Raw genomic sequence first — 25,631 nt, forward strand, 5'->3', positions numbered from 1 at the left:
CAGCATCTGTGGCAGGCCCCCACCGCGGCCGTGCTGACCGGGGAGGGCCCGCGTCAGCTGCCGGGCCCGTGGCGCTTGATGCTGCTGGGTGACGGCAGCCCGACCCGTCATCTCAGGCTGCTCACCGGACAGCCTGTCGCCGTTGATCTGATCGGCATGACGCCGGAGCCGCTCGATCATCCTGATGCACCCCCAGAAGTGAAGGAGCTGACCCCCCCGCTGCTGCGGCGTCAGGTCTGGCTTCATTGCGACGGTCTCCCTCTGGCCTGGGCAGAGAGCTGGTGGAACCAGACGGAAGCGGATCTGCACCTGCGCGATCGCAACCAGCCCATCTGGCGGAGTCTCACGGAAGGCCGTTCCGAACTGTTCCGAGAAGTGGATGGCCTCGCCCTGGTCAATGCCGACTGGCTTGAGCTGACCTTCGGACTGCGCGGACCGTTCTGGAGTCGCCACTACCGCTTCTTCCGCGGAGGCAAGGCCCTGACTGTGATCCGGGAAGTGTTTAGCCCACAGCTGGAAACCTGGCTGGGCCCAACATTGCGCCAGGAGCTTCAAAGGAATTCATGAACAAATGCCCGAATTTGTTGGGATTTGCTCTTGACAACTTGCCAATACATGTGCTCCGAGGAACATGTGAGCACACAGGTTCTCCGTGTCATGGCTGTTACACCTCTCTGGCTCAGCCTCACCGACCTCGGTCGGATCTACGGCATTTCGGCCATTCACTGCGGGCGCAGCCTGGAACAGCAGGGCTGGCGTGATCGCCGCGGCCGTCCGACCCCTGCCGCCCTGGAAGCCGGTGCCGCAATGAATGCCGGTCCTCACGGCCAGGGACGCTCCGTGCTCTGGAACCGGACGGTCTGCGGGACGCATCTGGAATCCCAGGGCTACGAACCCATGAGCCGCAGTCTGCTTGTGGATCAGTGGACCCGACTGCTGGAAGCTCTTGAGCTGGGATCCCCTTCCATCAACGCCACGGCCGATCAGATGGCCGAGGACATGCCCCGGGAGCTGGTCGAGGAAGTCAACGACCAGCTCGCTGCCAGGGGCTGCACCTACCGGGTGTCAGGGCGTGCGCGTCAGGAAAGACGCAGTGCTTCGGCCTGCTGAGCAGCTGCTTTCAGCAGATCACGCAGCTTGTCCTCATCGGTATGACTGAGGTTGGTTTTCACCAGGCGGGCGTTGGGGGCATGGCTGCGCAGGCGCTCGATCACGCGATCAGGCGTGCCGTCCCGCACCAGCAGAGCCAGAGCAGCGCTGCCCTTGGGCAGGGTTTCGGCCAGCTCCCGCAGGAACTGATCATTGATGCCGATGTCGGTGAGTGCTCCTGAGGCAGCACCAGCACCGGCGCCGACAGCCGCACCCAGCAGTGGGCTGAGGAACAGCAGTCCGACGAGCATGCCCCAGAAGCTGCCACTGACAGCGCCGGCCGCCGCCATGTTGATGGCCTGGCGCAGATGGACGTGACCGTCCTCGCCATGCTCCAGCACCACAGCATCTTCAAGGGAGATCAGATGCTCCTGCTGAATGCTGGCCAACTCGAGACGCACCTGCTCAGCTTCCTCGGCTTTCGGAAAGCCAACCACGATCAGGTCACTCATTTGGGAGCCATAACTCTGGTTGAAACGTATCCAGAGGACCCGTTGCTGTCAGTCTCGGCGACGACTTGAGCGTGGCAGCACGCGACGTGGAGAACGCATCGGTTGCCGGACAGGCTGCTCATCGAGCTGCCCATCAAGCCCGGCGGTTCTCTGCCAGCGCTGCACACGGAAACTGTCATCCTCCGGCCAGCTGTCGTCGGCAGCCGGTGGCCGGCGGCGGGACACCGCCTGGAGCGGCCGCTTGCCGCCTCGACTGGATGCCTCCGGTGACGTCTGTTCCTGCCATGGCTCACGCCAGTCGTCATCGTCGTCCAACAGCCAATCGACCTTCTCGCCGACCCAGCGCCCCATCGAATCCAGATCCAGAGACGTCCGACGCTGACCGGGACGCCGACCTGACACCCCATCCACCAGCTGGCGACCGGTTTCCAGCCAGGTGTCCAACCGGCGTTCCATGCGTTGCTCCATGCTTCGACGTTACCGACGCCGGCGCCGAAGCCAGCGTTCCCGTCGCAGGCCGATCAACGCGATCGTCATCCCGCCGAGCTGCAGGGTCATCAGAAAGGTCTCCATCTCAGTCGGCAGGCTCGAACCGCAGCAGGCAACTGGCATCCCATCGCCCCCCATGCAACCGATCGCAACAGCGGCGGCAGGCTGCATTGCGCAGTCGCCGCCTGTAGGGAGAGCGCTGCCCACAGATCGGACAGACCGCCCACCAACGCGGTGCACGAGCCGGAACGGGATAGCAATGACGCACCTGCACCTGGAAGCTGTCCTGAGAGGCATTGATGGCCGCCATCCGCTCCCGGAATCGCGGCCCATGGCTTTCACGCACCTTCTGCACCAGATCCACCCAGGCGTGGATCATCTCGTGACAGAGCGTGCTTTCCGTGGCAGCCCGGGGCAGTGGCTCCAGCACCGGTCGGGACAGAACGATTTCACAGCCGCGATCCCCTGCGACGCCTGGGCCACGCCGGTAGCAGCCAGCCGTGCGGCTCATGCGGCCATCGCTCCAGCGCAGGGCCACCAGAGGGAGATCGGCGCTCCTACTCACCAGGGAACCTTCGAAATGTTCACGGTTGAGCCGGTGGAACAGCGGCAACAACGGCAGCAACGGCAACGGAGAACAGGCTGCGGTTGAGCGTCATCCTGCCTTGGTCAGTCAGACTCGTCGCTGCTTTGAAGGCAGGCGATGGAACTGGGTCTTGTACGCGAGGTGGGGATCAAGGCCCTGCTGGCCGGTGGTGGGGCTCTGCTCCTGTTCTGGACATACACCGCGGTTCGCCTGGTGCTCAGCGCCCGCGGCATCAATCCACTGATCAAGCAGTTCTTCACCCAGGTGGCTGCCGGTCGTATCGATGCGGCCTACCTGCTCACCACCAAGGGCTACCGGCAGCATGTGAACCGTCAGCAGTTCATGCGTTTCCTCGCCGGCCTCAAACTCAACCGCTATCGCAATCTCAAGTCCGGGCGGCCCCGGATGCAGGAGAGCGACGTGATCCTCACCGTGAAACTGAAGGCAGACAACGACGACGAGCTGCCTCTTGACTTCACCTTCACCAAGGTGGAGGACAACTGGCGCATCGCGCGCATCAACCGGGTCAATGCCTGAGGGGCAGGCCAGGGCAGCGGAACTGCGGGCTCTGCTCAACCGGGCAGCCCATGCCTACTACGTGCTGGATGCCCCCCTGCTGGAGGACGCGGTCTATGACCGCCTCTACCGGGAACTGGTTGATCTCGAGCAGGCCGACCCACGCCTGGTCAGCACCGACAGCCCCAGCCAACGCGTCGGCGGTTCTCCGGCGGAGGGCTTCGTCAGCGTTGCCCACCGCATCCCTCTGCTCAGCCTCGACAATGCCTTCAATCAGGACGAACTGACCGCCTGGCATGAACGGTTGCTGAAGGTGCTGGATCGTCCAGCTGACACGCAACTGCCACTGGTGGGTGAACTGAAGATCGATGGCAACGCCCTTGCCCTCAGCTACCGCCATGGGGTGCTGGAACGGGCAGCCACCCGAGGCGACGGTGCCAGCGGTGAAGAGATCACCGCCAATGTGCGGACGATCAGTTCGATCCCCTTGCGGCTTCAGGTCGAAGACCCGCCCGAATGGGTGGAAGTGCGTGGTGAAGCCTTCATCCCCGACGACACCTTCGCTGCGATCAACACCGAGCGAGAGGGGCGGGGGGAGACCCTGTTCGCCAATCCGCGCAACGCCTGCGCGGGCACCCTGCGGCAACTGGACCCCAAGGTGGTGGCGGCGCGCCGCCTCGATTTCTTCGCTTACACCCTGCATCGGCCACCTGAAGCGGAGGGCACGTCCCAATGGGAAGCGCTGCAGTGGCTGATCGAGGCCGGATTCCGCGTCAATCCCAACCGCGAGCTGTGCCCGGATCTGGCGGCCATCCGTGGCTTCTGCGATCGCTGGGAACAGCAACGGAAGGCACTGCCATACGCCACCGATGGCGTGGTGGTGAAGCTGAATGATCTGCGTCTCCAGGATGAAGCCGGGTTCACGCAGAAGGCGCCCCGCTGGGCCATCGCCTTGAAGTTCCCGGCTGAAGAAGCCCCCAGCCGGCTGCTTCGCGTGGTGGTTCAGGTGGGACGGACCGGAGCCGTCACCCCCGTGGCCGAGTTCGAACCGGTGGCTCTGGCCGGCACCAGCGTCAGCCGGGCGACGCTGCACAATGCCGACCGCATCACAGAACTGGCCCTGCATGAAGGCGACACCGTGGTGGTGCGCAAGGCCGGCGAGATCATCCCGGAGGTGGTGCGGGTTCTGGCGGAGCTGCGGCCTGCTGATGCCAAACCCGTCAGCCTCCCCACAGTCTGTCCGGAATGTGGTTCCACCCTGGTGAGGGAGGAGCAGGAGGCGGCCACCCGCTGCATCAACAGCAGCTGCCCGGCGATCCTGCGCGGGGCCCTGCGCCATTGGGTCAGCAAGGGTGCCCTGGATGTGGATGGTCTTGGGGGCAAGCTGATCGAGCAGCTGGTGGAACGCGGGCTGGTGCGTTCCATCGCCGATCTCTACCGGTTGGATGCCGCCCTGCTGGCAAGTCTGGAGCGGATGGGGGAGAAGTCCGCCGCCAACCTGGTGCGTGCGTTGGAGGCATCCACCGGGAAACCCTGGCCACGACAGCTCTATGGGCTTGGCATCCGCCACATCGGTGAGGTGAATGCCAAGGCCCTGGCCGCCGCCTTCCCAAACGTGGATGACCTGGCGGAAGCAGCCCGTCAACAGCCGGACAGCATCGCGGCCCTGCATGGCATCGGACCGGAGATCAGCCGCAGCCTCAGCCAGTGGTTTGCCAACCCGGCCAACCATCAGCTGCTGGAGGAGCTCAGGGGTGTGGGACTGAACCTGAAGGCGGAACCGGACGACCGGTCAAGCTCCGGCTCAGATGCTGATCAAGCCCTCGCCGGAAGGATCCTGGTGCTCACAGGAACCCTGCCGACCCTCAGCCGAAGTGACGCCAAAGCCTTGATCGAGGCCGCCGGCGGCAAGGTGACCGGCAGCGTCAGCAAGAAGACCGACTATCTGGTGGCAGGTGAAGAAGCTGGCAGCAAACTCGCCAAAGCCGAAAGCCTTGGCGTGAAGGTGCTTGATGAAGCCGAGCTGCAACGCATTCTTTTCCAACAAAAAACCCCCGGAAATTCCGAGGGGTTGAAATGATCCAGAAGAGTCATTCGAACTCAAAGCATGTCCAGACCGAAAGCAAAGGTATCAACCGTTCCGCTGTCCTCACTCGCCACCATCAGAACCCCACCGGTCGCTGAGGTCTTCACAAACACACTGCTCTCCGGCTCATCAGAATCAGGGGCCAACAGGGTGTGAACGTGCTGCGGATTCGTGACATCCGTGATCTCATAAACAGGGATCAGTGAACCACCTGTGGATCGTTCAAAGGTGATGAAGGCGAAGTGACGACCAGCCAGTTCAGCAATCTCGACATGCTCTGGCTCAATCCCTTTGTCGTCGCTGCGTCCATCGTCATACGTTCCTGCCATCGCTGCGATGCGATCCAGTTGATCACCTGAATCCCAGACCAGATCACCCGCAGTGTTGCGGATGCTGAAGGAACGTGCGCCGAAGCCAGTGATGGTATCGCTGGTGATCTGATCAACCACAAGCTTGAGGCGACCCTCACCAGCACCGCTGACGATGTCATTGGACCCAGCAAAGCCGTGATCAGCGGCATCATCCGCACGATCCTCATCGGCGTAGAAATCGTCATCGGCGACAGCGCCATATTTCATGGTTAGGAAGAACTCATCACCCTCTTCTGCCTCGAAGATGGTGCGCTTCTTACCAGCCTTGCCCTCATAAACATAGAGCATTGCGCCAGTCAAGCCATCCTCTACCTCAGCGATAGCGTTGCCCTTGTTGTTCTTCGAAAAACTGAATGTTCCATCAGAACCAGCCTCAAAATTAACATCATCAGGCCTGATTCTGGCATCACCTTCATTCGCCATCACCACATATGTGTCTCCATTGCCGTCAGTGAAAACATCCATGCCATCAGGCATATAAAACCCATAGAAATCTCTGACACCAGGGTTGTAGAGCTCATCCCCATCAGGGCCGTCCTCATTAGAGGTATCGACAATCCACCCGGACTGGTTCCAGTATTTCTCACCCAAGCCTGTCACAGATTCAATGGACTTGGCACCAAGATCAATACGAGCGATCGCGTTATTCTCCTGGAGTGTCACATAAGCAAACTCACCCGCAGGATCGATGGCGACAAACTCAGGCTCAAGTTCTCGCTTGGCAGAGCCACTCAGACCATGAAGCCGCACGTCGTTAGCCAGAAGTACAGATCGCGTAAAACCACTTTTATTGAATTTAAGCTCATCGTTGCTGATGACCTCGCCATCCTCAAAGCCAAGTATTGAGACAGTACCGATCGGGTCAACACCATCCTCCGTGCCATAAAAGTCATTTGGTTCACCCTCATTGGCAATCACGATGGAATTACCACTCCAGGCGATGGAGTCAGGGAGGAAGCCGACTTCCTGAGTGTCCTTAAGCTTGAGCCTTCCTTTTTTATTATAGCGATACAACTGCACCTCTCCACGCTCAGTCTTGTCGTCGGACACAGCGACAGCCATCCAACGACCTTTCACGGCGACAGACTGTGCATCACCACCAAGATCGTGATTCAACAGAACTTCAGGAGAATCAAGATCGGAGGAAAAACCCAGAATGCGCAGAAATTCATCACCGCCTGTCACAGCCGCAAAGCGCCCACGGCGCGACCAATCGATAATTTCAGCACCATCAATTGCAATGCTGCTTGTGGGAGTGCTGGAAATCACCGGACTCAGATCAGCAAAAGAAGCCATCTCGAACTTAACTTTTGAAATCTCAACCTATGGCGCGAATTCACGCGAAAAAGGTGCCAACGATTTAAGACTTGACTAAAAAGTGGTTAAGAGGACTTCGGCCAACTCCTGACGGATCAGAGCACCTGCTCAGATCAAAGGTGGACAATCAAATCCCATGGCTTGATCAGATGGTGCCCGCCTCTGCAGACCCTCCCCTTCACCGCTGGATCAAGACCGACTGCGGCCGAGCCAAGCTGGCCGAGTTGGAGCAACGGCGAGGACCAATGGCACGGTTGCGTCTGACCTGGTTTGTGGCCCTTGCCGCCATCCGCGACTGGCCCCTGCCCGACCCGGATCAGAGCGACGACTCCACGTCATGAAGTGCGCGCCGCGCAGTCCTGCTGACAAGCACCACCACCCCAACCGTCGCCAGCACACCGGCCACCCGCAGTGCCCAGGTCAGTGGATCTGCCTCCCCGGCCAGCACCTCCCGGAAGCGAGCCACATCGCCCGCCAGAGCTCCGAGGCCGCAGAACAGCACCGTGCCGGGGATGATGCCGATCAAACCAATGCTGTAGTCCCGGAGTGACACCTCGCTGAGGCCGTAGGCCAGGTTGAGCAGGGAGAACGGAAACGCCGGCGACAGCCGGGTGAGCAGCACCAGTTTCAAGCCCTCCCGACTCACGGCCTGTTCCACCGCCTGCAGCTTCGGCACCTGCTGCAACCGCCTTCTCGCCCACTCCCGCAGCCAGCTGCGACCCAGCAGAAACACAACTTCCGCTCCAAGGCAGGCTCCCAGGAACACGAGTCCACTGCCGATCCAGGTGCCGTAGAGCGCCCCCGCCACCATCGATGCCCACACGCCAGGCAGCAGCAGCGTGACCCAGAGCGCATAGAGGGGAATGAACGCCACCGCCCCCAGCGGTGAGCGCAGAACCTCCAACAGATCAGGGAGCCATTGCTGAAGCGTTGACATCAGACAGACCGTCGCACCGACGGTGCGGAGCATTGCACTCAACTGGACGCCGAGGTGTAAAACCGCAGGGCATACAGCCAGAACGCGCGGGCAGCAGCGAAAAACAGGACAGCCAGCGCAAGACCCGCCAGCAACATCGGAGCGGCGGCTTCACCCAGCAGCACTTGGGCGGGAACTGTGGTGAGAAAGGCCACCGGCAGCACCAGGGTGAACAGCAGGCGCAAGGCCGGTGGATAGGCAGTGAGTGGATAACGCCCCGAAGCCAGCAGAGCTCGCAACACCTCGGTGGCATTCCAGGTTTTGACGAACCAGATGCTGGTGGCGGCGATCAGAAACCAGAGCGAATAAAGGATCAAGCCACCGGCCAGCAGCATCACCACCACGGTGAAAAAGGAGGGCAGCGTGAGCACCACACCGGCCTGATGGCTGCCCCAGGCCAGGAGCCCCAGCCCCAGGCCAATTTCCGGCAGGCCCGCCGGCGACAGCGTGCGCAGCGACAGCCAGAACTGGCTGTCGATCGGTTTGAGCAGCACGAAATCCAGGGTGCCCTCGCGCACATGGGTGACGATCGCCCCGAGGTTGGGGCGCAGCCAGGTGGTGGCCATGCCGTCGAACACCGTGTAGAGCCCCTGCACCATCAGGGCCTGAGCCCAGCTCCAGCCCCCCAACGTCTGATCGGGGCCATAGAACAGCGAGAGCAGAAACAGGCTGCCGCTGAGGCTCATCGCCACCGCCAGCAGCTCGATCAGCACATTGGCCTGATACTCCAGCTGCACCGCCACGGCCGTGCCCCAGAAGCGACGCAGGGTTCGCCAGTACCGCCCCATCAGGCCCCCATGGCGCTGTAGCGCCGCACGCCGGCCCGCCACAGCAGCAGCACCAGCGGCAACAGCAGGGCAATCCAGGCCAGTTGCGCCCCGAAGCCCGCCAGCAGGTCCACCGGCTGGCCTGCCAGCACCCGGGCGGGAAAGTCGATCAGATACGGGAAGGGCGTCCACTGGGCCAAGGCCCGCACCGCCGGCGGAAAAGCCGTGAGCGGCGCCAGCAGGCCGGAAAGGAACAGGAAGGGAATGAATTGGAGCCGCTCCAGGGCACTGGCCTTCTCACTCCAGAAGCACAGGGCCGCAATCAGGCTCTGGAACAGGAAGGCGATGGCAAAGGCCATCCAGATGGCCAGCCAGGCCAGCAGAAAGCCCCCCAACGACGGCAACCAGAAGGCCTGGGGCTGCACCGTGAAGAACACGGCTGCGATCAGGGCCGCGAAGGGCAGACGCGTGAGCTGCTCACCGAGGTGGGCCGCCACATAACGCCAGAGCGGATGCAGGGGCTGCAGCAGGTAGGGCGACAAGCGGCCCAGCAGGGCGTCTTCCTCGAAGGCATAGACCACCCACACCACCGAGAACTGGCGCACCAGAAAAGCGCTGAGGAAATAGCGATCCAGGGCCACACCATCCAGCCCCAGCCCCGAGCGCGCGTCGCTGCCGCTCCAGACGCTGAGCATGATGAACGGAAGCACCCCGGAGAGAGCCCAGAGGGCGATCTCAGCGCGGTACTCGAGCATGTGGGCGTACTGGGAGCCCAGCAGCACCCGGATGATCCGTCGGTTCAACCCGAAGATCCGCATCAGACGCGCCCCTGCCGGAACAGCCCACCGATCAGTTCTTCGATCGGTGGATCGGTCACATCCAGATCGCGCACGGGAAAGCGGTCCAGCAGCTGCGCCACCACGGCGGTGAGCTGATCGCGGGGCACCAGCAGCCGCACATCACAACCCTCCAACTGCTCGAGACGCCCCAAACCGGCCAGGGCCTCTGGGGTCGTGGGGGATTCCAGCTCCAGCCGCACCTCCCGCTCCGGCGCCAATTGATCGGCCAACGCCTCCAGGGGACCATCGTGGAACAACCGCCCCTGGTGGATCAGCAGCACCCGGGGACACAGCGCCGTGATGTCGGCCATGTAGTGGCTGGTAAGCAGCACCGTCGCGCCCGTGCGGCGGTTGTAGTCCGCCAGAAACTGCCGCACCCGGGCCTGGGCATTCACATCCAGCCCCAGAGTCGGTTCATCGAGGAACAGCACCTCCGGCTCGTGCAGCAACGCCGCCAAGAGTTCAGCTTTCATTCGCTGGCCCAGAGAAAGCTTGCGCACCGGCCGGGTGAGCTCCTCCCCCAGCTCCAGCAGATCGGCCAGCTCGCTGATCCGCCGCCGGGCCACCCCATCGGGGATGCCGTAGACCGCCGCATTCACCCGCAGGGAATCCATCGGCGGCAGGTCCCAGAGCAGCTGCTGCTTCTGCCCCATCACCAGGGTGATCCGGCGCAGGAACTCCGCCTGGCGACGCTGGGGCCGGTACCCCGCCACCTGCACCTCCCCGGCGCTGGGGTGGATCAAGCCGCAGAGCATCTTCAAGGTGGTGGTTTTGCCGGCGCCGTTGGCACCGAGAAAGCCCACCATCTCGCCGGGCTCGATCGCGAACGACACGTCCTGCACCGCCGACACGTCCCGGGTGCGGCGGCGGATGAAATGGCGCAGGGTGCCGGCCAACCCGGGCTGCTTCTCGGCAACCCGGTAGATCTTGCTCAGCCCCTCAACCTGAATCACCGAATCAGCTCAGATCCGCCAGCCGCTTGCGGGCCAGATCCGCCTGAGCCTGCTTCTCATCCAGGTTGGCCTGGCATTCGGCCACCACCTCCGGCGGTGCCTTGTCGGCGAAGTTCGGGTTCCCGAGCCGCCCTGCCAGGCCTTTGATCTCCTTCTCGGCCTTGGCGATGTCTTTTTCGAGGCGGCCCTTGAGCGCATCGAGATCGACGAGGCCTTCGATCGGCAGCAGCACCTGCAGCTCACCGCTCACCCCCGCCAGAGCCTTGGCTACCGGAGCCGCATCAGCCTCCGCCGGCGCCATCACCGCCACCGACTCCGCCCGGGTTAGGGCCGTGATGTCGGCCGTGCCCTTGCTCAGCACAGCCGCCAGCTCGCCGCGGCCGGTGACGAAACGCACCGGCACCGACTGGGAGGGCTTCAGGCCAGCAACAGCACGCAGGTTGCGCACCACACGGATGGCGCCGATCAGCTCAGCGAAGGACGCTTCCAACCCATCATCCAGAGCGCTTGCATCCAGCGCTGGCCAGGGCTGCAGGGCCAGGAAGGTGGTCTCCAGCTCACCGGTGACGCTGTGCCAGAGCTCCTCGGTGAGGTGGGGCATCAGCGGGTGCAGCATCAGGTGCATCTGACTGATCACCTTGGCCAGCACCTGCTTGGCCACCCGCTGATCAGCCAGGGCCTCGGCTGAGGGGTTCTCACCGGGGTTGAGCCGGCGCTTACTCAGCTCCAGATACCAGTCGCAGACGTCGTTCCAGGCGAACTCGTAGAGGCCCTTGGCCGCTTCACCCAGGCCATAGCTGCTGTAGCGCTCGGCCGTTTCCCGGTTCACCCGGGCCAGGCGCGAGAGGATCCAACGGTCTGCCAGCTGCAGGGCCGCGGGGTCCGGGTCACCGAGTTGGGCCGGCGTTTCGCCGCCCAGGTTCATCAGGGCGAAGCGAGTGGCGTTCCAGAGCTTGTTGGCGAAGTTGCGCGAGGCCTCCACCGTGGCGGAAGTGTCTGTCTTGCGGTCGTAGTCCAGGCGGATGTCCTGCCCCGCCCCGGCCACCTCCCGCACCAGGGCGAAGCGCAAGGCATCGGTGCCGTAACGCTCGATCAGCAGCAGCGGATCGATGCCGTTGCCGGCGCTCTTGCTCATCTTGCGGTTCTGCTCATCCCGCACCAGGCCGTGGATGTACACGTCCTGGAACGGCATCTCGCCGGTGAAAGCGCCGGCCATCATCGTCATCCGGGCCACCCAGAAAAAGATGATGTCGAAGCCCGTCACCAGGGTGCTGGTGGGGTACCAGCGCTGCAGATCAGCGCTATCGGCATCGGGCCAACCCAGGGTGGAGAAGGGCCACAAACCACTGGAGAACCAGGTGTCGAGCACGTCTTCGTCCTGCTCGATCTCCGCCGCGGCGCCGTACTCCGCCTTGGCCTTCTCCAGGGCTTCGGCTTCGTTGCGGGCCACCACATAAGGGGTGGTGTCGGTGTACTTGCCGCCGGTTTCGCTGATCACGAACCAGGCGGGGATGCGATGGCCCCACCAGAGCTGGCGGCTGATGCACCAGTCGCGGATGTCGGTGAGCCAATCGCGATAGACCTTCTCCCAACGCTCTGGGATGAAGCGGGGATCCTGCTTCTCAAGAGCTTCGCGGCAGCGAGCGGCCAGAGGCTCGGTTTTGACAAACCACTGGGTGGAGAGCAGCGGCTCCACCGGCACCTTGCCGCGGTCGGAATAGGGGACGCTGTGGCGGTAGTCCTCCACCTTCACCAGCAGCCCCAGGTCGTCGAGGCCGGCCACCACGGCCTTGCGGGCCTCGAAGCGATCCAGCCCCTCGAACTGGCCCGCCTCTTTATTCATCGTGCCGTTCTTGCGCATCACCGTGATCTGGGGCAGACCGTGGCGCTGGCCGATGGCGAAATCGTTGGGGTCGTGGGCCGGCGTCACCTTGACGCAACCGGTGCCGAAGTCCTTCTCCACGTGGTCGTCGGCCACGATCGGGATCTCGCGACCCACAAACGGCAGCGTGAGGGTCTGGCCCACCAGGTGGGCGTAGCGCTCGTCGGTGGGATTCACCGCCACCGCTGTGTCGCCCAGCATCGTTTCGGGCCGGGTGGTGGCCACCTCCAGATGGCCATCGCCGCTGCTGAGCGGATAGCGGAAATGCCAGAGGTGGCCGTCCACCTCCTTCATCTCAACCTCCAGATCGCTCACCGCCGAGCCCGAGGCGGGGCACCAATTCACGAGGTACTCACCGCGGTAGATCAGCCCCTGCTCGTGCAGCCGCACGAAGGCCTCCTTCACCGCCTCACTCAGGCCCTCATCAAGGGTGAAGCGCTGGCGCTTCCAATCCACCGAGTAACCCAACCGCCGCAGCTGGCCCACGATGCGGCCACCGCTTTCGGCCTTCCACTGCCAGGCCCGCTCCAGAAAGGCATCCCGGCCCAGATCGTGGCGGGTTTTGCCCTCCTCCTTGAGCTGCTTCTCGAGGATCGTCTGCACCGCGATCGAGGCGTGATCGGTGCCGGGCAGGCAGAGCACGTTCTTTCCGGCCAGGCGCTGGTAGCGCACGATCGTGTCGATCAGGGCTGTGTTGAAGGCATGGCCCATGTGCAGGCTGCCGGTCACGTTCGGCGGCGGGATCACCACCGAAAACGGTTCACCAGGCGCTTTGGGATCGGGATGAAACGCCCCCTGGTCCTCCCAGGCCTGTTGCCAACGAGCTTCCGTACCAACCGGGTCGTAGGTCTTGGCCAGATCAGGCACGGATGCGGAGCAGTGCGTGGGTCATGGTCGCAAAAGGGGGCCTCAACCGGGAAATCCACATAAATTGGGTCGGACGATTGGTGGATCCGTGCTCAGACGCAGCCATTGGGCAATGTTGGCCGCCTTTGCAGGCATCGGTCTCAGCATGAACGGATGCGGCACCAGCAACGCCGGCATTCCGGTGGTTCTGAGAGTGGCAAAAACAGTCGGCATTGAAGAAATTGTCAACGCCGAGGACTACGACGAGCTCCAATCAAAAATTCAAAGCGTGATCCGGGAATTTCGTGATTACGACTCAAGCATCAGAATCAAACTAGCCCTCTACGACAACGAAAATTTCGTCCATCAGATCAGCAACCAAACCTGGGCCGGATTCGGACCAGACATCATCATTACGGACAGCAACACAACTCACGCTCTTCACGAAAAAGGATTAATTGATACCGTTGAACTCACAACACCACAGCGAGAGGGCACTCCAGATCACCTTTTCCAACTGGTCACCAATCGCCAGGGAAAACTGTTAGGCAGGCCCGTGGCCCAGTACATCCAAGTCGCCTGTTACAACAAGGAGAAAATAAAAAACCCGCCAAAAACCAAGCAGGAGTTCGGCAACGATATTCATAAAGACACAACGTTCGGGATGTCACTTAACCTGAAAGACATTTTCTGGACGACTGAATTGTACGGAGCCGAACAACCTATGGCTTCAGCGATGCGCGGAACAGCACCCGACGCAAAGTCCAAGAAGAAGATAACTGATTGGCTTCACTGGCTTGAACACATGAGCTATCAACAGAATGTACGATTTATGAATAGTCAACAATCTCTGCGCTCCTCTTTTCTGGAAGGCAATCTCGACTGGATCACATGCTGGAGCTCAAGCCTTCCAGAACTTCGCAGAAAGCTGAAAGACAAGCTTGGCGTTTCACCTTTGCCAAAAAATATCAACAAGGACAAATTCCAATCCATCACAAAGCTCCAAGTCTGGTCACTGGGCCTTAATTCCAGCAAAGCTCAACGAGAGAAAGCTCTCGGGCTGATGGATTTCATCACGAAGCCCTGGGCCCAGAAAACCTATGTAATGGAAAACCGAAATAGCTTTCCTGTAAATAAGAATGCCGCCAAGATTGTCGCTTCAAAAATCGTGGGAGGAGAACAAGCCTTAGCTCAATTTGAACTTCGAAACGGCAGCGACGAACTTCGGAGAAGCTTCACCAACTCGGTGGTTTTCAGAGATCCCGCTCGATACAAGGTGATCACCACAGCACTGCAACGAACGATTTACGACATTAAAACTCCGGAAGAAACAACAGATCTCATCATCGAAACCATGATGGAGGAAAAATCATGATTCAAGGTATTTTTGTTGAAGCCATTGGCTGGCTGGGTTATCTACAACGCGGCGAAGTTATTCTGCAGATCATTCTGATCGTCAGCCTTCTGGTTCTGGAAAACCAGATCGTCAAACAACTGCACAGAATTCAGACGATTGGTGTGCGCCGAATCGTCACACCAGGCCTTGCCTTCCTGAGCGGATTCCTCCTGGGAGCCCTGGGGCTGCCCGGACATTTCCTTAGCTTTCTGGGAGGTCTTTGGCTGCTCTGGCGTGCGCTGGTTCCGATCAAAAACCTGGTCAAGGAAAGACATCCAAGATGGCCAGTTGACGAGATCGATCAGACGATCCTGAGACCCGTCGTTCTCGTGGTCATCATCCTGACGTTTTTTCAGATGCTGGGCAGCCGGGAAGCTTTGGCGATGCTCCCGATCGGAACCGTGTTCGGCGTTGTGCTCACCATCGGCAAATTGCTCACAGCCTTGATGTTGGGTTACGCCATTGTCACGTTGTCCAGACAGCCGGCAGGACTGCTCTCCGGTTTCTTCACCCAGTTCTTCGGGCTCAGCAAGCAGAGCAGAACCGCCTTGGAAGTCATCCTCCAATACAGCCTGATCGGGGTGGGAATCGTTGTTGTCGCCAATTATCTCGGCATCAACGGAGCCGCCATGGTGACGATCGCTGGAGGACTGTCTGTCGGTATCGGCTTCGGCTTGAAGGAAATCATCTCCAACTTCATCAGCAGCATCTGGATGTTGTTTGAAGGAACCGTGAGACCTGGTGAAATCCTGATGATCAATGGTGACCCCTGCACCGTTCGAAAGCTGGGGCTGAGAGCCACACAACTCAAACGCGGACGGGATGGCGCAGAATTGCTGATCCCCAACCAAACGTTCTTCACCCAGGAAGCGGAATCGTTCACGGCTCAAGAGACGTCACGTCGCGGTGCCGTGGATGTTGGAGCTGCCTATCACCATGAACCGGGCCGCGTAATCGACATTCTTGTCGAACTCGCCAAAGAACATGAAAAGGTTCTGCCGTACCCAGCTCCAGCAGCCTTCACAACCGGTTTTGCGGATTCTTCCATCAATTACAAAGTTCTTTTCTGGGTCAGGAATCCCCTGGAAGCATTTCAGGTTGAAAGCGATCTTCGCCAGGTGATCTGGAGCCGCTTCGAAGAAAACGAAATCGGAATTCCCTTTCCGCAACGGCAGGTTTATCCAATGGAGTGGCCACCTTCCAAACAGCAGACACTCGAGATCAGACATCAAGACGACCGGAGCCTGCTTCCCGAGCAGCAGGAAGCAGAGCCACCGATCAACGATCAGCAGAAGGAATGACGTTGAACAATGGACGTCACTCCGCTGCCAAGCGCGTGAGATAAGCATCCCTTGATCCTGCATTGATCCAACCGGTGGCAATCAGCTTGTTCTTCTGATCGTTGACACGACCCCTGTGAATGTGAGACGGGCCGGCTGGAAAAATCACGAGCTTGCCCCGCTCCGCCGGTTCGTGATGGTCCTGCCAGTGAAACTCCGTTCCTGCCTCATCAACCGAGTTGCAGTAAAGAATCCAGGCCAGCACCCGATGGACCGGCTCAGTGGCCTCCTCGCCGATGGTCCAGTCGCAGTGCCAACGCTTGAAGCCTTCTCCGGGTGCGTAGTGCTGAAGATTGAAGATCGGTACTACGAACAACTCCTGATCCGGACAGCACTCGCGGAACAGCGGCCGCTCCTGCAGATATCGCTCAAGGCCAGCATTCACACCCCGCAGGATCAACTGGGACAAGGCAAAGGCTTCTGCATCGCTGCGGTCGATGGCCACCAGGCTGATATCGGTGCTCTGCTTGGCCGGCTCCCGGTCTGCGGCAGGCCCGAAAGCCACCCCCGGTCTTTGCAGATCCTCCCGACGGCCGAAAAACTCGATCACGGCATCGGCAACGGCCTCGAAACCACCATTCCGGTAACGGCCGATCAACGTCATGTCGCCACCTCCAGCCTTGGAATCGCCACCACCGCATCCAGCTGTTGCCAGCGGTTTTGATCGGCCACCACGAGCTCCTGCAGACCGACCCGCTGAACGGCAGCGGTGGCCCGTTCCAGATCGAGCGGCACACCTGGAGCCATCGGCATCACCAGCACATGCTGCTCCGCAGGATCACCCATCACCTGCAGATCGAGATCATCCAGTTCCCGCTCAAAGAACACACGACGCATCCTTGATGTGACCACAGGTCCGAGGGCCTCGACGAACTGTTTCATCCCTTCCTCATCTCCAGGGGAACCGCAGTTGAGAGACAGCCAGATCAACAGCTTGACCCAGCTGTCACGGGTCCAGAGCGGCTGGAAGCTCTGACGGTGCTGACGCACCAGCTCTGTGATCGCGAAATCGAAGAGGGTGGCCTGGAGGCCAGTGACATCAGCGGAATCCATGGGCTACATCCTCTCCGGCGAAAGGTCAGACTGGAAGGAACGGCTGGACCCCCGATGGCCCTGGACCTGAACGATCCCGAACTTGAGTTCGCCGACCTGGTCTACGCCTATCAGAGCTGGGTGATGGCGGTGATCAACGACGAGAAGCTCGATGGTGAGGAGAAACTCCTCACGGACGACATCGCCGAGGACGCACTCAATTCGATGCGTTTCCTGCCCGGCGAGGTCACCAGCGCCATCGAGACCAGTCTCGCCCGTGTCTACGACGTGGATGCTGACGAACTGGCCGAACTGCTCTTCCCGGAAGATTGATCTCCCGTGGCATGGACCGCTGAGGACATCCCCTCGCAGGAGGGTCGCCTTGCCCTGGTCACCGGCGCGAACAGTGGCCTCGGGTTGGCAACCATCCAGGCACTCGCCGCCCGTCAGGCAACCGTGATTCTGGCCTGTCGCTCAAGCAGGAAAGCCGAAGCAGCACAGCAACAGCTGCAGGATCAGGGGCTCAGCCGACTGGAGCTGCTGGAGCTTGACCTGGCCGACCTGAGCAGCGTGCAACGCGCTGCCGAAAGCGTTCGCGATCGCTACGGCCATCTCGATCTGCTCATCAACAATGCCGGGGTGATGGCGCCCCCTCGCCGCACCACCGTTCAAGGTCATGAACTTCAGTTCGGCGTGAATCACCTGGGGCACCAGGCCCTCACCCAAGCGCTGCTGCCCCTGATGGAGAACCGTCCGGATGCCCGCGTGGTGACCGTCACGTCGGGGGCCCAGTACTTCGGACGGATCCACTGGGATGATCCGAACTGGGAACAACGCTATGAGCGCTATGGCGCCTATGGCCAGAGCAAACTGGCCAACGTGATGTTCGCTCTGGAGCTGGACTCCCGCTTGCGTCAGCGCAGCAGCACCATCCGCTCCCTGGCTGCCCACCCCGGTTTGGCTCGGACCCAGCTGCAACCCACCGCCATCGCCAGTGGCGGCAACGGAGCCGAAGCCCTGGTCTACCGACTGATGGATCCCCTGTTCCAGAGCGCTGCCATGGGAGCCCTGCCCCAGCTGCATGCCGCCACTGCCCCTTCGGCCCAGGGCGGAGAGCACTACGGACCGAACCAGCTCGGTGGCCTTCGAGGCCACCCCAGCCGCTGTCGCGTCGCCCCGACCGCCAACAATCCAGTGGAACGCGAACGCCTCTGGAACCTGAGCGAACAGCTGATTGGTGCCTGACTCCGGCACGGACTTCCAACGGCTCGCTCCCTACGTACTGGGGCGGGCGCGCCGAGGGGTGGTGGGATCCAGTCGCTATGCCCAGCGTCTGCGCACCGCCGTGCTGGAGGCTGCCCGTGACGCTGATCGCCGGCCCGTGCTGATCAGTGGTGAACCTGGTCTCGAGAAGGACAATCTCGCAGCTCTCATCCATTTCGGCTCCGGGGAGCGCCGTCGGCTGCTGCTGCGCCTGGACACGGCGGATCTGCAGGGAAGTGGTCGCCAGCTTCTCGACCATCTGGGTGAGAACAGCCTTCTGGTGAGTGGCATCGATCGGATGGAACCATCTCTGCAGCAGCGGCTGGTGGCCCTGGCCCGCGGTCAGGAGCCGGGATTTCAAGGGCGGGTGATGTTCACCAGTGAGAGCCCCGTCCCATGCCTCGATGCCATCGTGATCCCCATCAGGGTGCCTCCTCTGCGGGTGCGCCGCTCCGACCTGGGGGACTGGCTGCGGTACCAGCTGCGGCTGCAGAGCACGAATCGCGGCTGGAGCCGAGCACCGCAGCTGCCGGACTCGATCGTGCGTCGCCTGCAGAACCACGACTTTCCAAACAACATCCGCGAACTGGAACATCTGGTGGATCGGGCCCTGCGCCAGGCCCATCAGGACAGTCAGGTGGGGCAGACCAGCGCCGCAGCACCGCCGACGGTGTTGCCGGAAGCCGTGTTCTGGACGAACCAGCGGGAACGGAGGCTTCGTTTTGACCTCTGGCGCTGGAAACCGCAACTGCGCGAATGGATGCGTTCCCCCTCTCTTTGGAACGGTCTGTTGTTCGGCCTGGTGAGCTGGTTGTTCGTGGCGGCCAATCTGGCGCTCTGGCTCGGCCCCCAGAACCGCGCTGAGAATCCGGTTCTGATCCTGTTCTGGGCCTGGTGGTGGCCGCTGATCCTGCTGACCTACCCGCTGGTGGGTCGTCTCTGGTGTGCCGTCTGCCCCTTCATGGTCTGGGGTGAGATCGCTCAGCGCCTGACTCCCTGGCGCAAGCGGGTCTGGCCCCATGGCGACAGTGATCGCTGGGCCGCTCCGCTGCTGGCGGCGGGATTCGCCGCGATCCTGGTGTGGGAGGAGGTGTGGAATCTGGAGGACACGGCCTGGCTGAGTAGTTGTCTGCTGCTGCTGATCACCGCCGGTGCCGTGCTGGGTTCCCTGGTGTTTGAAAAGCGCTTCTGGTGCCGGCATCTCTGCCCCGTGGGCGGCATGAACGGCCTGTTCGCCAAACTCTCGATCCTGGAACTGCGGGCTGAAGCGGGCACCTGCGGAGGCAGCTGCAGCAGCTACGCCTGTTTCAAGGGGGGGCCTGCGGACGGCGAAGGGCTGGCCAGCCAGGGCTGTCCTCTGGGCACGCACCCGGCTCACCTCAGTGACAACCGCAACTGCGTGCTGTGTCTGACCTGCGCACAGGCTTGCCCGAACCGTTCCGTGCAGCTGCGGCTGCGACCACCTGCCGCGGACCTTCAGCCGCGCATGCAGCCCCCTGATGGGGAGCGAGGTCTGATCCTCGTGCTGGCCGGCGGCATCTGCCTGCATCACTGGCAGCGACTGCTCGGCTGGCTGCCCTTGACTCCTGACTCACTTCAGGAGGGAGCTCTGCTTCCACGGCTGAGCATCGCTGTGCTGGCGCTCGCCCTGCCCGCCATGGCGGGACTCTGGCTCGACCGCCGCTGGCTGTACGCCGGCCTGCCATTGCTCTGGTCGCTGCTGCTGGCGCGCCATCTGCCCCTCGGCATGGGTGAAGGCGGCACGCTGCTGCCTGAAGGCTGGCCGCAATGGCAGGCGGACCCGCATGTGATCGGATTTGCACAGACCCTTGTGGTGGTGATCGGATGGGCCGGAGCAGTGGCGCTGTCGCAGCGGCTGATGCGATCCTTCGACCGGAACTGGCGGATCGGCATGGCTGGGCTTCTCTTGATTAGCGTCGGCGGACGCTGGCTGGTGGCGCATTGATCGGATGACGGACACCCTGCCCGCCCCAAGCACCCGTCAGAGAGCCTTGCTCGCCGCCCTCAGGGACTGCGGTGACGAAATGAGCGGGCAGCAGCTGCACCGCAGCCTGGCTGGTGGCCCCTCAGCCATGGGTCTGGCCACGGTGTACCGCAACCTGAGACAGCTGCAGCAGAAGGGGATGGTGCGCTGTCGCCATCTGCCGACCGGCGAGGCGCTGTATGCCCCGGTGGAACAGGACCGGCACCACCTCACCTGCGTGGACTGCGGAGAAACACGACCGCTTGATCACTGCCCGATCCATGGCCTGAGCGTGCCCCAGGACACACAGAAGGATTTTGAACTGCTGTTTCACACGCTTGAATTCTTCGGCCTCTGTCAACGCTGCCGGGATCGGCAGCAGCTGCCGTCATGACCCTCGCTGCCACCTATCTGGGAGCGAACGGCTGGCTGCTCGAGGTGGGCTCGCTGCGGATCCTGGTGGATCCATGGCTGCGGGGCATGCTGAGCTTCCCGCCAGGGCCTTGGTTTCTCCGGGGGGAACTCGGAACAGAACAGCCGATTCCTGGTGACCTCGATCTGCTGCTGCTCACCCAGGGACTGGCCGATCATGCCCACCCAGCAACGCTGCGCCTGCTGCCCAGAGATCTGCCGGTGGTCGGCTCGGCTGCTGCTGCCCGTGTGGTGAAGTCACTCGGCTTCCACGCGGTGACGGAGCTCAAGCCTGGCGAAAGCAGCCAACATCAACAGCTGACCATTCGCGCCACTGCCGGCGCGCCTGTCCCGCAGGTGGAGAACGGCTATCTCCTGCACCATCCCGATGGCCAGCTGTATCTGGAGCCACACGGCTTCCTGGATCCCAATCTTCCGCCGCAACCCCTGGATGCCGTGATCACACCGATGGTGGATCTCGGACTGCCGCTGGCAGGGGCCTTCGTCAAAGGCTGCACCGTCGTGCCGGAGCTGGTGAAACGCTTCCAGCCTCGAACCGTCCTCGCCAGCACATCAGGAGGCGATGTTCGCTTCGAAGGAGCGCTCAGCGGCCTGCTGCAGATGGCCGGATCGGCTGCAGAAACAGCGACATGCCTGCCCGCCGAGACCCGCTGGCTGAATTCCAGCCCTGGCGAGAGGTATCAGCTTCGCTGAGCGGAGAAGCGGGCAGGAGACAAATCGAAACAAACGCGTTACATTTTGTATCAATCGCGTAACGGTCATGCAGTCCAACCAAGCCAACGAGACGTGGTTTCAGTCCACTGCTGCCCGCGACATTCATCTTGAACAGCTCAAGCGTGCTGAGCTCTTCAACGGACGCGCGGCCATGCTCGGAATCGTGATCGGAATCCTCACCGAAGGTCTCACCGGCGCCGGGATCGCTCACCAGATCGGCCTCGGCGCTCTGATTGACGGCTATGCAGCCTGCCGTACCCAGTTCCTTCCCTTCTGCTTCTGATCCTTTCGAGCCTCTAGCGAACAGAGGCAAGTCATCGCTGCAGCGCCTTTTCACAGGCTGCGACAGCGGTGACTCAACTTCAGAGGATCTGACCGTGTGACTTTGAACAGTCAACGAGCGTTGGGCTTCATCAAATTCTCATGCAGCACTGAGCTGCTGCTTCTTTCCAGAGATCGCGGCCATGGAAGGCTGAATGGAAAGAGAAGCAGTCAACATGCAAATTCCTGAAGGATCTCAGGGCACCAGTTCCATTCCTACATCCGCTTCACCTCAACAGCTGAGATCGCTCCATCGACAACGCCATACCAGCGAATTGATCGAGTCGGCCAGACAATCACTGCGTGAAGAGTTAAGCCAAAACGGAACAATAGATTTCAACAAAGCCCAGCGAGACGTGATTCAGAGCTGCATGGTGATGAGCAAAATTCTTGAAAAACTTGAGGGTATGGCACCCATCGAAAATCGTGAGCACATGATCAGACAGACCTCCATCACCCGCCATCAACTCAAGAATTTAATCAGCAACATGACGCAATACAACATCAGCATTCGCTGAAACCATCATCTTCTAACCAGGCAATTCCAAAATACCTCTCAGGCAATGCTCACCCATGGGTGAAAAGAGTTGATCACAGTGAAGTGAACCAGACTGAATGGAAATCCATGATTCGCGCATTGGCCTCCTGTGTCGTTGCTTCCCTTCTGAGCGCAACTCCCGCCGTCGCTCAGAATCACAGTTATTTTTCGACGCCTCATTACGGCGGTGGCTACAACTATCGGCACAGCAGCACCGGGAACTTCGGAACCTTCATGCCATCCGCCGCATCAGGACACGGACATGTTCGAGCCGATCAAGGGTGGAATCAGGCAACTTTTGGCCATGCTTACAGAACGACACGGCCGAGCTTCCGTTATTGAATCCGAAATGATGCCAATCGATCATCGCGAAGATTCCCGTGGCAGAAAAAATCAGTACGCCCAGAAACAGAACAAATAGATCAGCAACGAAAGGCCGAACACAGCCATGCCAATCGACGTTTTAATGCGCATCCACTTTTTATCCCACTTGTAGGGAGCCATCACAAGAATTGAAAATAATGTAGACGCGGCATACAAAACAAGTGTGTGCTTTGGCTGCTGTTTGGACGACAGGATGACGATGCCATGCCAAAGAAATATCAGCATCGACGTATAGGAGGAAATCGCGCCGAGGTTGTAGAGCAGTTCCTTCCGTTTTTGCAACTGAATTCCAATGGATTGCGAGATTTTCACGAAGCGCAAGCCAGGCGGGACAATTTCTTATAGCCATCCCGCCCAAACCGAGCAAGCTCGCGGCGAGCACAACGGGGAAAGGCAGTGAGTGACAGCCGGTGACTCCTTGGCCAAAGTGATCGTGATGCCCGATATAAGTAACGATTCAGGCAAAAACTTTCAGACAATTCTCAGCATCTTTAGCTCGACTGGGGGAGTGAATTGCTTGTGGTTCCTGCAAAAGTGGATTCGAACAATACTCAGCCTCACAATCACGATTCATCCGATGACTTCAGTTTCCCAGAACCGTTTCAACACCCAGTGCTTCAAACGATGGAGATGACCTCAGCCATCACCATCTGAGTATTTGTCGGGAAGCCTGATGCCTCCCCAAGAACAATGGCAGGCTGAAAGCTATACAAAACCCGAAAGGGAAAGGCAGGGCAGTTTGATTGTGCTGATCGATCTCCCGACACAACCTCTTGCGTTCCACCTGTGGCATGAACACACGGAGATCAACCGGAGTGACGTACCTGAATGGACCAATGGGCGATACCGGGATCGAACCAGTGACAATCTGCTTGTAAGGCAGGTGCTCTACCGCTGAGCTAATCGCCCTCGCTGCTGATTCTGCCTGAACACGGCACGCTGATCCCAGCACTGCCTGAACCCCGTGATGGCCTCAGGCCGGAATCACGATCGCGCCACAGCTCTCTGGAGCCTGCCATGGGGCCTCGTGGTCGCACTGGTTCTGGGCTGGCAGGCGGGACTGATCGCGGCAGCCTCCTTTCTGATCGGGGGGCTTTGGCTTTCACCGGACCTTGACACCCGATCACTGGCGCTTCGTCGCTGGGGAGCCCTGCAGTGGCTTTGGTGGCCCTACCGCACCCTCTTGCCTCATCGGTCGTTCTGGTCCCACGGTCCGGTGATCGGCACGCTGCTGCGCCTGCTGGTGTTGCTTGGCTGGGCAGGACTGGTGATAGCGCTGCTGCCCGGCCGATCCATCGCCGAACTGCCCCAGGCGCTGTTGCAGGGAATCCGTCGTCATCCCGCACCAGCTCTGGCCTTGCTGCTGAGCCTGGAGGCGAGCGTCTGGCTGCATCTGCTCCTCGACGGTGACCCCTGGCCATCGGAATGGCGCGGGCAGCACCGCCGGTGAGAGGGTGGGCGCGCAAGCGAACCCAGCACCATGGCTGCCACCCGCTCCGAGGCCCTGCAGGAGCTGATCGATGTGGTGGCCAGGCTGCGGGATCCCGTCAGCGGCTGTCCATGGGATCTGGCCCAGACCCATGCATCCCTGGTGCCATACCTGCTGGAAGAGGCCCATGAGGTGGCGGACGCCATCCGCCACGGCGATGACGACCACATCAATGAAGAGCTCGGTGACCTGCTGCTGCAGGTGGTGCTTCACGCCCGCATCGCCAGTGAGGAGAAGCGCTTCAACCTCGACACGGTGGCTCGGGGCATCACCGACAAGCTGATCCGCCGTCATCCGCACGTCTTCGGTGGCGACCTCCGCAGCTGGGAGGAGATCAAGGCGGCTGAACAGGCGGACATCCACGGATGCTCCAACAGCCCCCTGAGCGATCGTCTCGCCGGGAAAGTGCGCGCACTGCCCGCTCTCGCCGCGAGCATGACCATTTCGAAGCAGGCCGCCAAGGCGGGCTTCGAATGGGACAGCATCGACGGGGTCTGGGAGAAGGTGCACGAGGAGCTCGATGAGCTCAAGGAAGCGGTGGCGAGCGGCGATCGGGGCCATGCCCAGGAGGAACTCGGTGACCTGCTGTTCACCCTGGTGAATGTGGCCCGATGGTGTGGCATCGAACCGGAGGAAGGGCTGGCCGGCACCAACCGGCGCTTCCTGGATCGCTTTTCCCGGGTTGAAGCCGCCCTGGACGGCGATCTTCAGGGCCGCAGCATCGTTGAGCTGGAAACTCTCTGGCAACAGGCCAAGGCCCAGATCAAAGCTGAGCAGTCAGCTCCCGCTGCAGAAACGCCGTGACTGTTGCCCAGGCCTGATCCGCCAGTGGCGGATCCCAGCGCCAACCGTCATCCCTGAGAAACGTGTGATTGGCGTCAAACAGCACCGTCTCGTGCCGGAGTTCAACCAGAGCACTGAGGATCTGCTCACGAGCTTCTCCGGGAACGTGAGGATCTTCGGACCCGAACACCGTCAGAAGCGCTCCCTGAATCTCCCCGACCCGCTGCAGTGAATCGGCGACGCCACGGCCGAGCCCACCGTTCTGAAGGCCTGTCGGATAGATGCAGGCCGTGGCCTTGATCTGCGGGCGTAGAGCCGCCCGGAACGCAAGATGACCGCCGATGCAGAAACCGATTGCCCCAAGGCGAGCGGCATCCACGGCCTCATCCAGCTCCAACCATTGCAAAACAGCATGGGCATCGGTGTCGTAAGCGCTGACCTCCGTGCGGCGTGCGGCGTCATTGCCACGCAGACGCCCGACTGCATCGGGTTCAATCACGGTGCCCACAGGCTCAACCCGGTGAAAAATCTCCGGTGCAGCCACCACGAAGCCATACCCCGCCAACCGGTTGGCCAGCCGCAGGATCGGGTCCCCGAGCTGATAGATGTCCGAATAGAAGAGAATGCCGGGCCAGGGTCCAGGCGCCACGGGCCGGGCCACGTGGATCCTCATCAGGCTGTCATCAACGGTCAACCCGATGGTCTGCTGCTCGATCCGCATGGATG

Annotated in this window: 30 protein-coding genes and 1 tRNA gene; 16 read left to right on the forward strand and 15 right to left on the reverse strand. The window is 61.2% G+C overall.

Annotated elements, in window-relative coordinates; all coding sequences use genetic code 11:
• Nucleotides 1–6 precede the first annotated feature (6 nt).
• Both KR49_RS07495 and KR49_RS07500 read left to right on the forward strand, forming a co-directional pair.
• The gene (locus KR49_RS07495; RefSeq protein WP_256381040.1) at nt 7–567 is read left to right on the forward strand and encodes a chorismate lyase; all 561 of its coding nucleotides are present in this window, start codon (nt 7–9) and stop codon (nt 565–567) included.
• A gap of 90 nt (nt 568–657) precedes the next feature.
• Nucleotides 658–1,110, forward strand: a complete 453-nt coding sequence (locus KR49_RS07500; protein ID WP_043697093.1) for a hypothetical protein — start codon at nt 658–660, stop codon at nt 1,108–1,110.
• On the opposite strand, the gene KR49_RS07505 is transcribed toward KR49_RS07500, so the two are convergent.
• From KR49_RS07505 to KR49_RS07515, 3 genes are all read right to left on the reverse strand, one after another.
• Nucleotides 1,080–1,601, reverse strand: coding sequence for a DUF1269 domain-containing protein (locus tag KR49_RS07505; protein ID WP_043693597.1), 522 nt, complete (start codon nt 1,599–1,601; stop codon nt 1,080–1,082). The genes KR49_RS07500 and KR49_RS07505 overlap by 31 nt on opposite strands.
• A gap of 48 nt (nt 1,602–1,649) precedes the next feature.
• A complete protein-coding gene (locus KR49_RS07510) occupies nt 1,650–2,069 on the reverse strand; it encodes a hypothetical protein (protein WP_043693602.1) in 420 nt (139 codons plus the stop codon).
• Between the two features lie 106 nt (nt 2,070–2,175).
• Complete coding sequence (locus KR49_RS07515; protein WP_043693605.1) at nt 2,176–2,721, reverse strand: SprT family zinc-dependent metalloprotease; 546 nt, start codon at nt 2,719–2,721, stop codon at nt 2,176–2,178.
• Between the two features lie 72 nt (nt 2,722–2,793).
• Between KR49_RS07515 and KR49_RS07520 the strand changes: the two genes are divergently transcribed.
• Together KR49_RS07520 and ligA are read left to right on the forward strand one after the other, a co-directional pair.
• Complete coding sequence (locus tag KR49_RS07520) at nt 2,794–3,213, forward strand: hypothetical protein (RefSeq protein ID WP_043693608.1); 420 nt, start codon at nt 2,794–2,796, stop codon at nt 3,211–3,213.
• Nucleotides 3,206–5,272, forward strand: coding sequence for an NAD-dependent DNA ligase LigA (gene ligA / locus KR49_RS07525; protein WP_043693612.1), 2,067 nt, complete (start codon nt 3,206–3,208; stop codon nt 5,270–5,272). The genes KR49_RS07520 and ligA overlap by 8 nt, the downstream gene beginning before the upstream one ends.
• A 20-nt stretch (nt 5,273–5,292) precedes the next feature.
• On the opposite strand, the gene KR49_RS07530 is transcribed toward ligA, so the two are convergent.
• Nucleotides 5,293–6,945, reverse strand: coding sequence for a hypothetical protein (locus KR49_RS07530; RefSeq protein WP_156957155.1), 1,653 nt, complete (start codon nt 6,943–6,945; stop codon nt 5,293–5,295).
• A 170-nt stretch (nt 6,946–7,115) separates the two neighbouring features.
• Here KR49_RS07530 and KR49_RS07535 point away from each other — a divergent pair, with 170 nt between their 5' ends.
• Nucleotides 7,116–7,307 carry a hypothetical protein gene (locus tag KR49_RS07535; RefSeq protein WP_043693619.1) on the forward strand — a complete coding sequence of 64 codons (192 nt, stop codon included), beginning with the start codon at nt 7,116–7,118 and terminating at the stop codon, nt 7,305–7,307.
• Here KR49_RS07535 and KR49_RS07540 read toward each other — a convergent pair.
• From KR49_RS07540 to KR49_RS07560, 5 genes are read right to left on the reverse strand one after another with little or no spacing between them, the layout of a single operon-like run.
• Entirely contained in the window at nt 7,283–7,903 is a 621-nt protein-coding gene (locus KR49_RS07540; protein ID WP_253912863.1) for a TVP38/TMEM64 family protein, read from the reverse strand. The genes KR49_RS07535 and KR49_RS07540 overlap by 25 nt on opposite strands.
• 38 nt (nt 7,904–7,941) lie before the next feature.
• Nucleotides 7,942–8,730 (reverse strand): ABC transporter permease, encoded by a 789-nt coding sequence (locus KR49_RS07545; RefSeq protein ID WP_043693621.1) that lies wholly within the window; start codon nt 8,728–8,730, stop codon nt 7,942–7,944.
• A complete protein-coding gene (locus KR49_RS07550) occupies nt 8,730–9,527 on the reverse strand; it encodes an ABC-2 family transporter protein (RefSeq protein ID WP_043693624.1) in 798 nt (265 codons plus the stop codon). Before KR49_RS07550 ends, KR49_RS07545 begins: the two co-directional genes overlap by 1 nt.
• A complete protein-coding gene (locus KR49_RS07555; RefSeq protein ID WP_043693626.1) occupies nt 9,527–10,501 on the reverse strand; it encodes an ATP-binding cassette domain-containing protein in 975 nt (324 codons plus the stop codon). Before KR49_RS07555 ends, KR49_RS07550 begins: the two co-directional genes overlap by 1 nt.
• A gap of 4 nt (nt 10,502–10,505) precedes the next feature.
• Nucleotides 10,506–13,250: a valine--tRNA ligase gene (locus KR49_RS07560; RefSeq protein WP_043693629.1), complete on the reverse strand. Its 2,745-nt coding sequence runs from the start codon at nt 13,248–13,250 to the stop codon at nt 10,506–10,508.
• 88 nt (nt 13,251–13,338) lie between these two features.
• Here KR49_RS07560 and KR49_RS07565 point away from each other — a divergent pair, with 88 nt between their 5' ends.
• Nucleotides 13,339–14,604, forward strand: a complete 1,266-nt coding sequence (locus tag KR49_RS07565; protein ID WP_156957156.1) for an ABC transporter substrate-binding protein — start codon at nt 13,339–13,341, stop codon at nt 14,602–14,604.
• Nucleotides 14,605–14,645: 41 nt separating this feature from the next.
• Here the strand turns inward: KR49_RS07565 and KR49_RS14565 are convergent, their stop codons facing one another.
• The gene (locus tag KR49_RS14565; protein ID WP_371257672.1) at nt 14,646–15,476 is read right to left on the reverse strand and encodes a hypothetical protein; all 831 of its coding nucleotides are present in this window, start codon (nt 15,474–15,476) and stop codon (nt 14,646–14,648) included.
• Between KR49_RS14565 and KR49_RS14420 the strand changes: the two genes are divergently transcribed.
• Complete coding sequence (locus KR49_RS14420) at nt 15,357–15,926, forward strand: mechanosensitive ion channel family protein (RefSeq protein WP_371257668.1); 570 nt, start codon at nt 15,357–15,359, stop codon at nt 15,924–15,926. The genes KR49_RS14565 and KR49_RS14420 overlap by 120 nt on opposite strands.
• 16 nt (nt 15,927–15,942) lie before the next feature.
• Here KR49_RS14420 and KR49_RS07575 read toward each other — a convergent pair whose 3' ends face one another.
• Nucleotides 15,943–16,569, reverse strand: a complete 627-nt coding sequence (locus tag KR49_RS07575) for a 2OG-Fe(II) oxygenase (RefSeq protein ID WP_043693638.1) — start codon at nt 16,567–16,569, stop codon at nt 15,943–15,945.
• Nucleotides 16,566–17,018: a hypothetical protein gene (locus KR49_RS07580; RefSeq protein ID WP_043693641.1), complete on the reverse strand. Its 453-nt coding sequence runs from the start codon at nt 17,016–17,018 to the stop codon at nt 16,566–16,568. The genes KR49_RS07575 and KR49_RS07580 overlap by 4 nt, the downstream gene beginning before the upstream one ends.
• 54 nt (nt 17,019–17,072) lie before the next feature.
• Here KR49_RS07580 and KR49_RS07585 point away from each other — a divergent pair, with 54 nt between their 5' ends.
• The 7 genes from KR49_RS07585 (at nt 17,073) to KR49_RS07615 (ending at nt 22,229) form a co-directional block, all read left to right on the forward strand.
• Nucleotides 17,073–17,330 (forward strand): hypothetical protein, encoded by a 258-nt coding sequence (locus tag KR49_RS07585; protein ID WP_043693643.1) that lies wholly within the window; start codon nt 17,073–17,075, stop codon nt 17,328–17,330.
• 6 nt (nt 17,331–17,336) lie between these two features.
• Complete coding sequence (locus KR49_RS07590) at nt 17,337–18,242, forward strand: oxidoreductase (protein WP_043693645.1); 906 nt, start codon at nt 17,337–17,339, stop codon at nt 18,240–18,242.
• Nucleotides 18,232–20,226: a 4Fe-4S binding protein gene (locus tag KR49_RS07595; protein WP_043693648.1), complete on the forward strand. Its 1,995-nt coding sequence runs from the start codon at nt 18,232–18,234 to the stop codon at nt 20,224–20,226. Before KR49_RS07590 ends, KR49_RS07595 begins: the two co-directional genes overlap by 11 nt.
• Nucleotides 20,227–20,230: 4 nt before the next feature.
• The gene (locus KR49_RS07600; RefSeq protein WP_043693650.1) at nt 20,231–20,638 is read left to right on the forward strand and encodes a transcriptional repressor; all 408 of its coding nucleotides are present in this window, start codon (nt 20,231–20,233) and stop codon (nt 20,636–20,638) included.
• Nucleotides 20,635–21,369, forward strand: coding sequence for an MBL fold metallo-hydrolase (locus KR49_RS07605; protein ID WP_043693652.1), 735 nt, complete (start codon nt 20,635–20,637; stop codon nt 21,367–21,369). The genes KR49_RS07600 and KR49_RS07605 overlap by 4 nt, the downstream gene beginning before the upstream one ends.
• Before the next feature lie 67 nt (nt 21,370–21,436).
• Nucleotides 21,437–21,673 (forward strand): chlorophyll a/b-binding protein, encoded by a 237-nt coding sequence (locus KR49_RS07610; RefSeq protein WP_043693656.1) that lies wholly within the window; start codon nt 21,437–21,439, stop codon nt 21,671–21,673.
• 214 nt (nt 21,674–21,887) lie between these two features.
• Nucleotides 21,888–22,229, forward strand: coding sequence for a hypothetical protein (locus KR49_RS07615; protein WP_156957157.1), 342 nt, complete (start codon nt 21,888–21,890; stop codon nt 22,227–22,229).
• Nucleotides 22,230–22,642: 413 nt separating this feature from the next.
• Here the strand turns inward: KR49_RS07615 and KR49_RS07620 are convergent, their stop codons facing one another.
• Both KR49_RS07620 and KR49_RS07625 read right to left on the reverse strand, forming a co-directional pair.
• Nucleotides 22,643–22,945, reverse strand: a complete 303-nt coding sequence (locus tag KR49_RS07620) for a hypothetical protein (protein WP_156957158.1) — start codon at nt 22,943–22,945, stop codon at nt 22,643–22,645.
• 525 nt (nt 22,946–23,470) lie between these two features.
• Nucleotides 23,471–23,542: transfer RNA gene (locus KR49_RS07625), tRNA-Val, on the reverse strand.
• A 58-nt stretch (nt 23,543–23,600) separates the two neighbouring features.
• Between KR49_RS07625 and KR49_RS07630 the strand changes: the two genes are divergently transcribed.
• The gene (locus tag KR49_RS07630; RefSeq protein ID WP_043693664.1) at nt 23,601–24,083 is read left to right on the forward strand and encodes a metal-binding protein; all 483 of its coding nucleotides are present in this window, start codon (nt 23,601–23,603) and stop codon (nt 24,081–24,083) included.
• Nucleotides 24,084–24,113: 30 nt separating this feature from the next.
• On the forward strand, nt 24,114–24,926 hold the full coding sequence (mazG, locus tag KR49_RS07635; protein ID WP_043693666.1) for a nucleoside triphosphate pyrophosphohydrolase: 813 nt from the start codon (nt 24,114–24,116) through the stop codon (nt 24,924–24,926).
• Here mazG and KR49_RS07640 read toward each other — a convergent pair.
• Nucleotides 24,886–25,626 carry a dienelactone hydrolase family protein gene (locus KR49_RS07640; protein WP_043693669.1) on the reverse strand — a complete coding sequence of 247 codons (741 nt, stop codon included), beginning with the start codon at nt 25,624–25,626 and terminating at the stop codon, nt 24,886–24,888. The two genes, mazG and KR49_RS07640, sit on opposite strands and share 41 nt — an antisense overlap.
• Nucleotides 25,627–25,631 lie beyond the last annotated feature (5 nt).

This window comes from Synechococcus sp. KORDI-49 (assembly GCF_000737575.1).
Taxonomy (GTDB): Bacteria; Cyanobacteriota; Cyanobacteriia; order PCC-6307; family Cyanobiaceae; genus Parasynechococcus.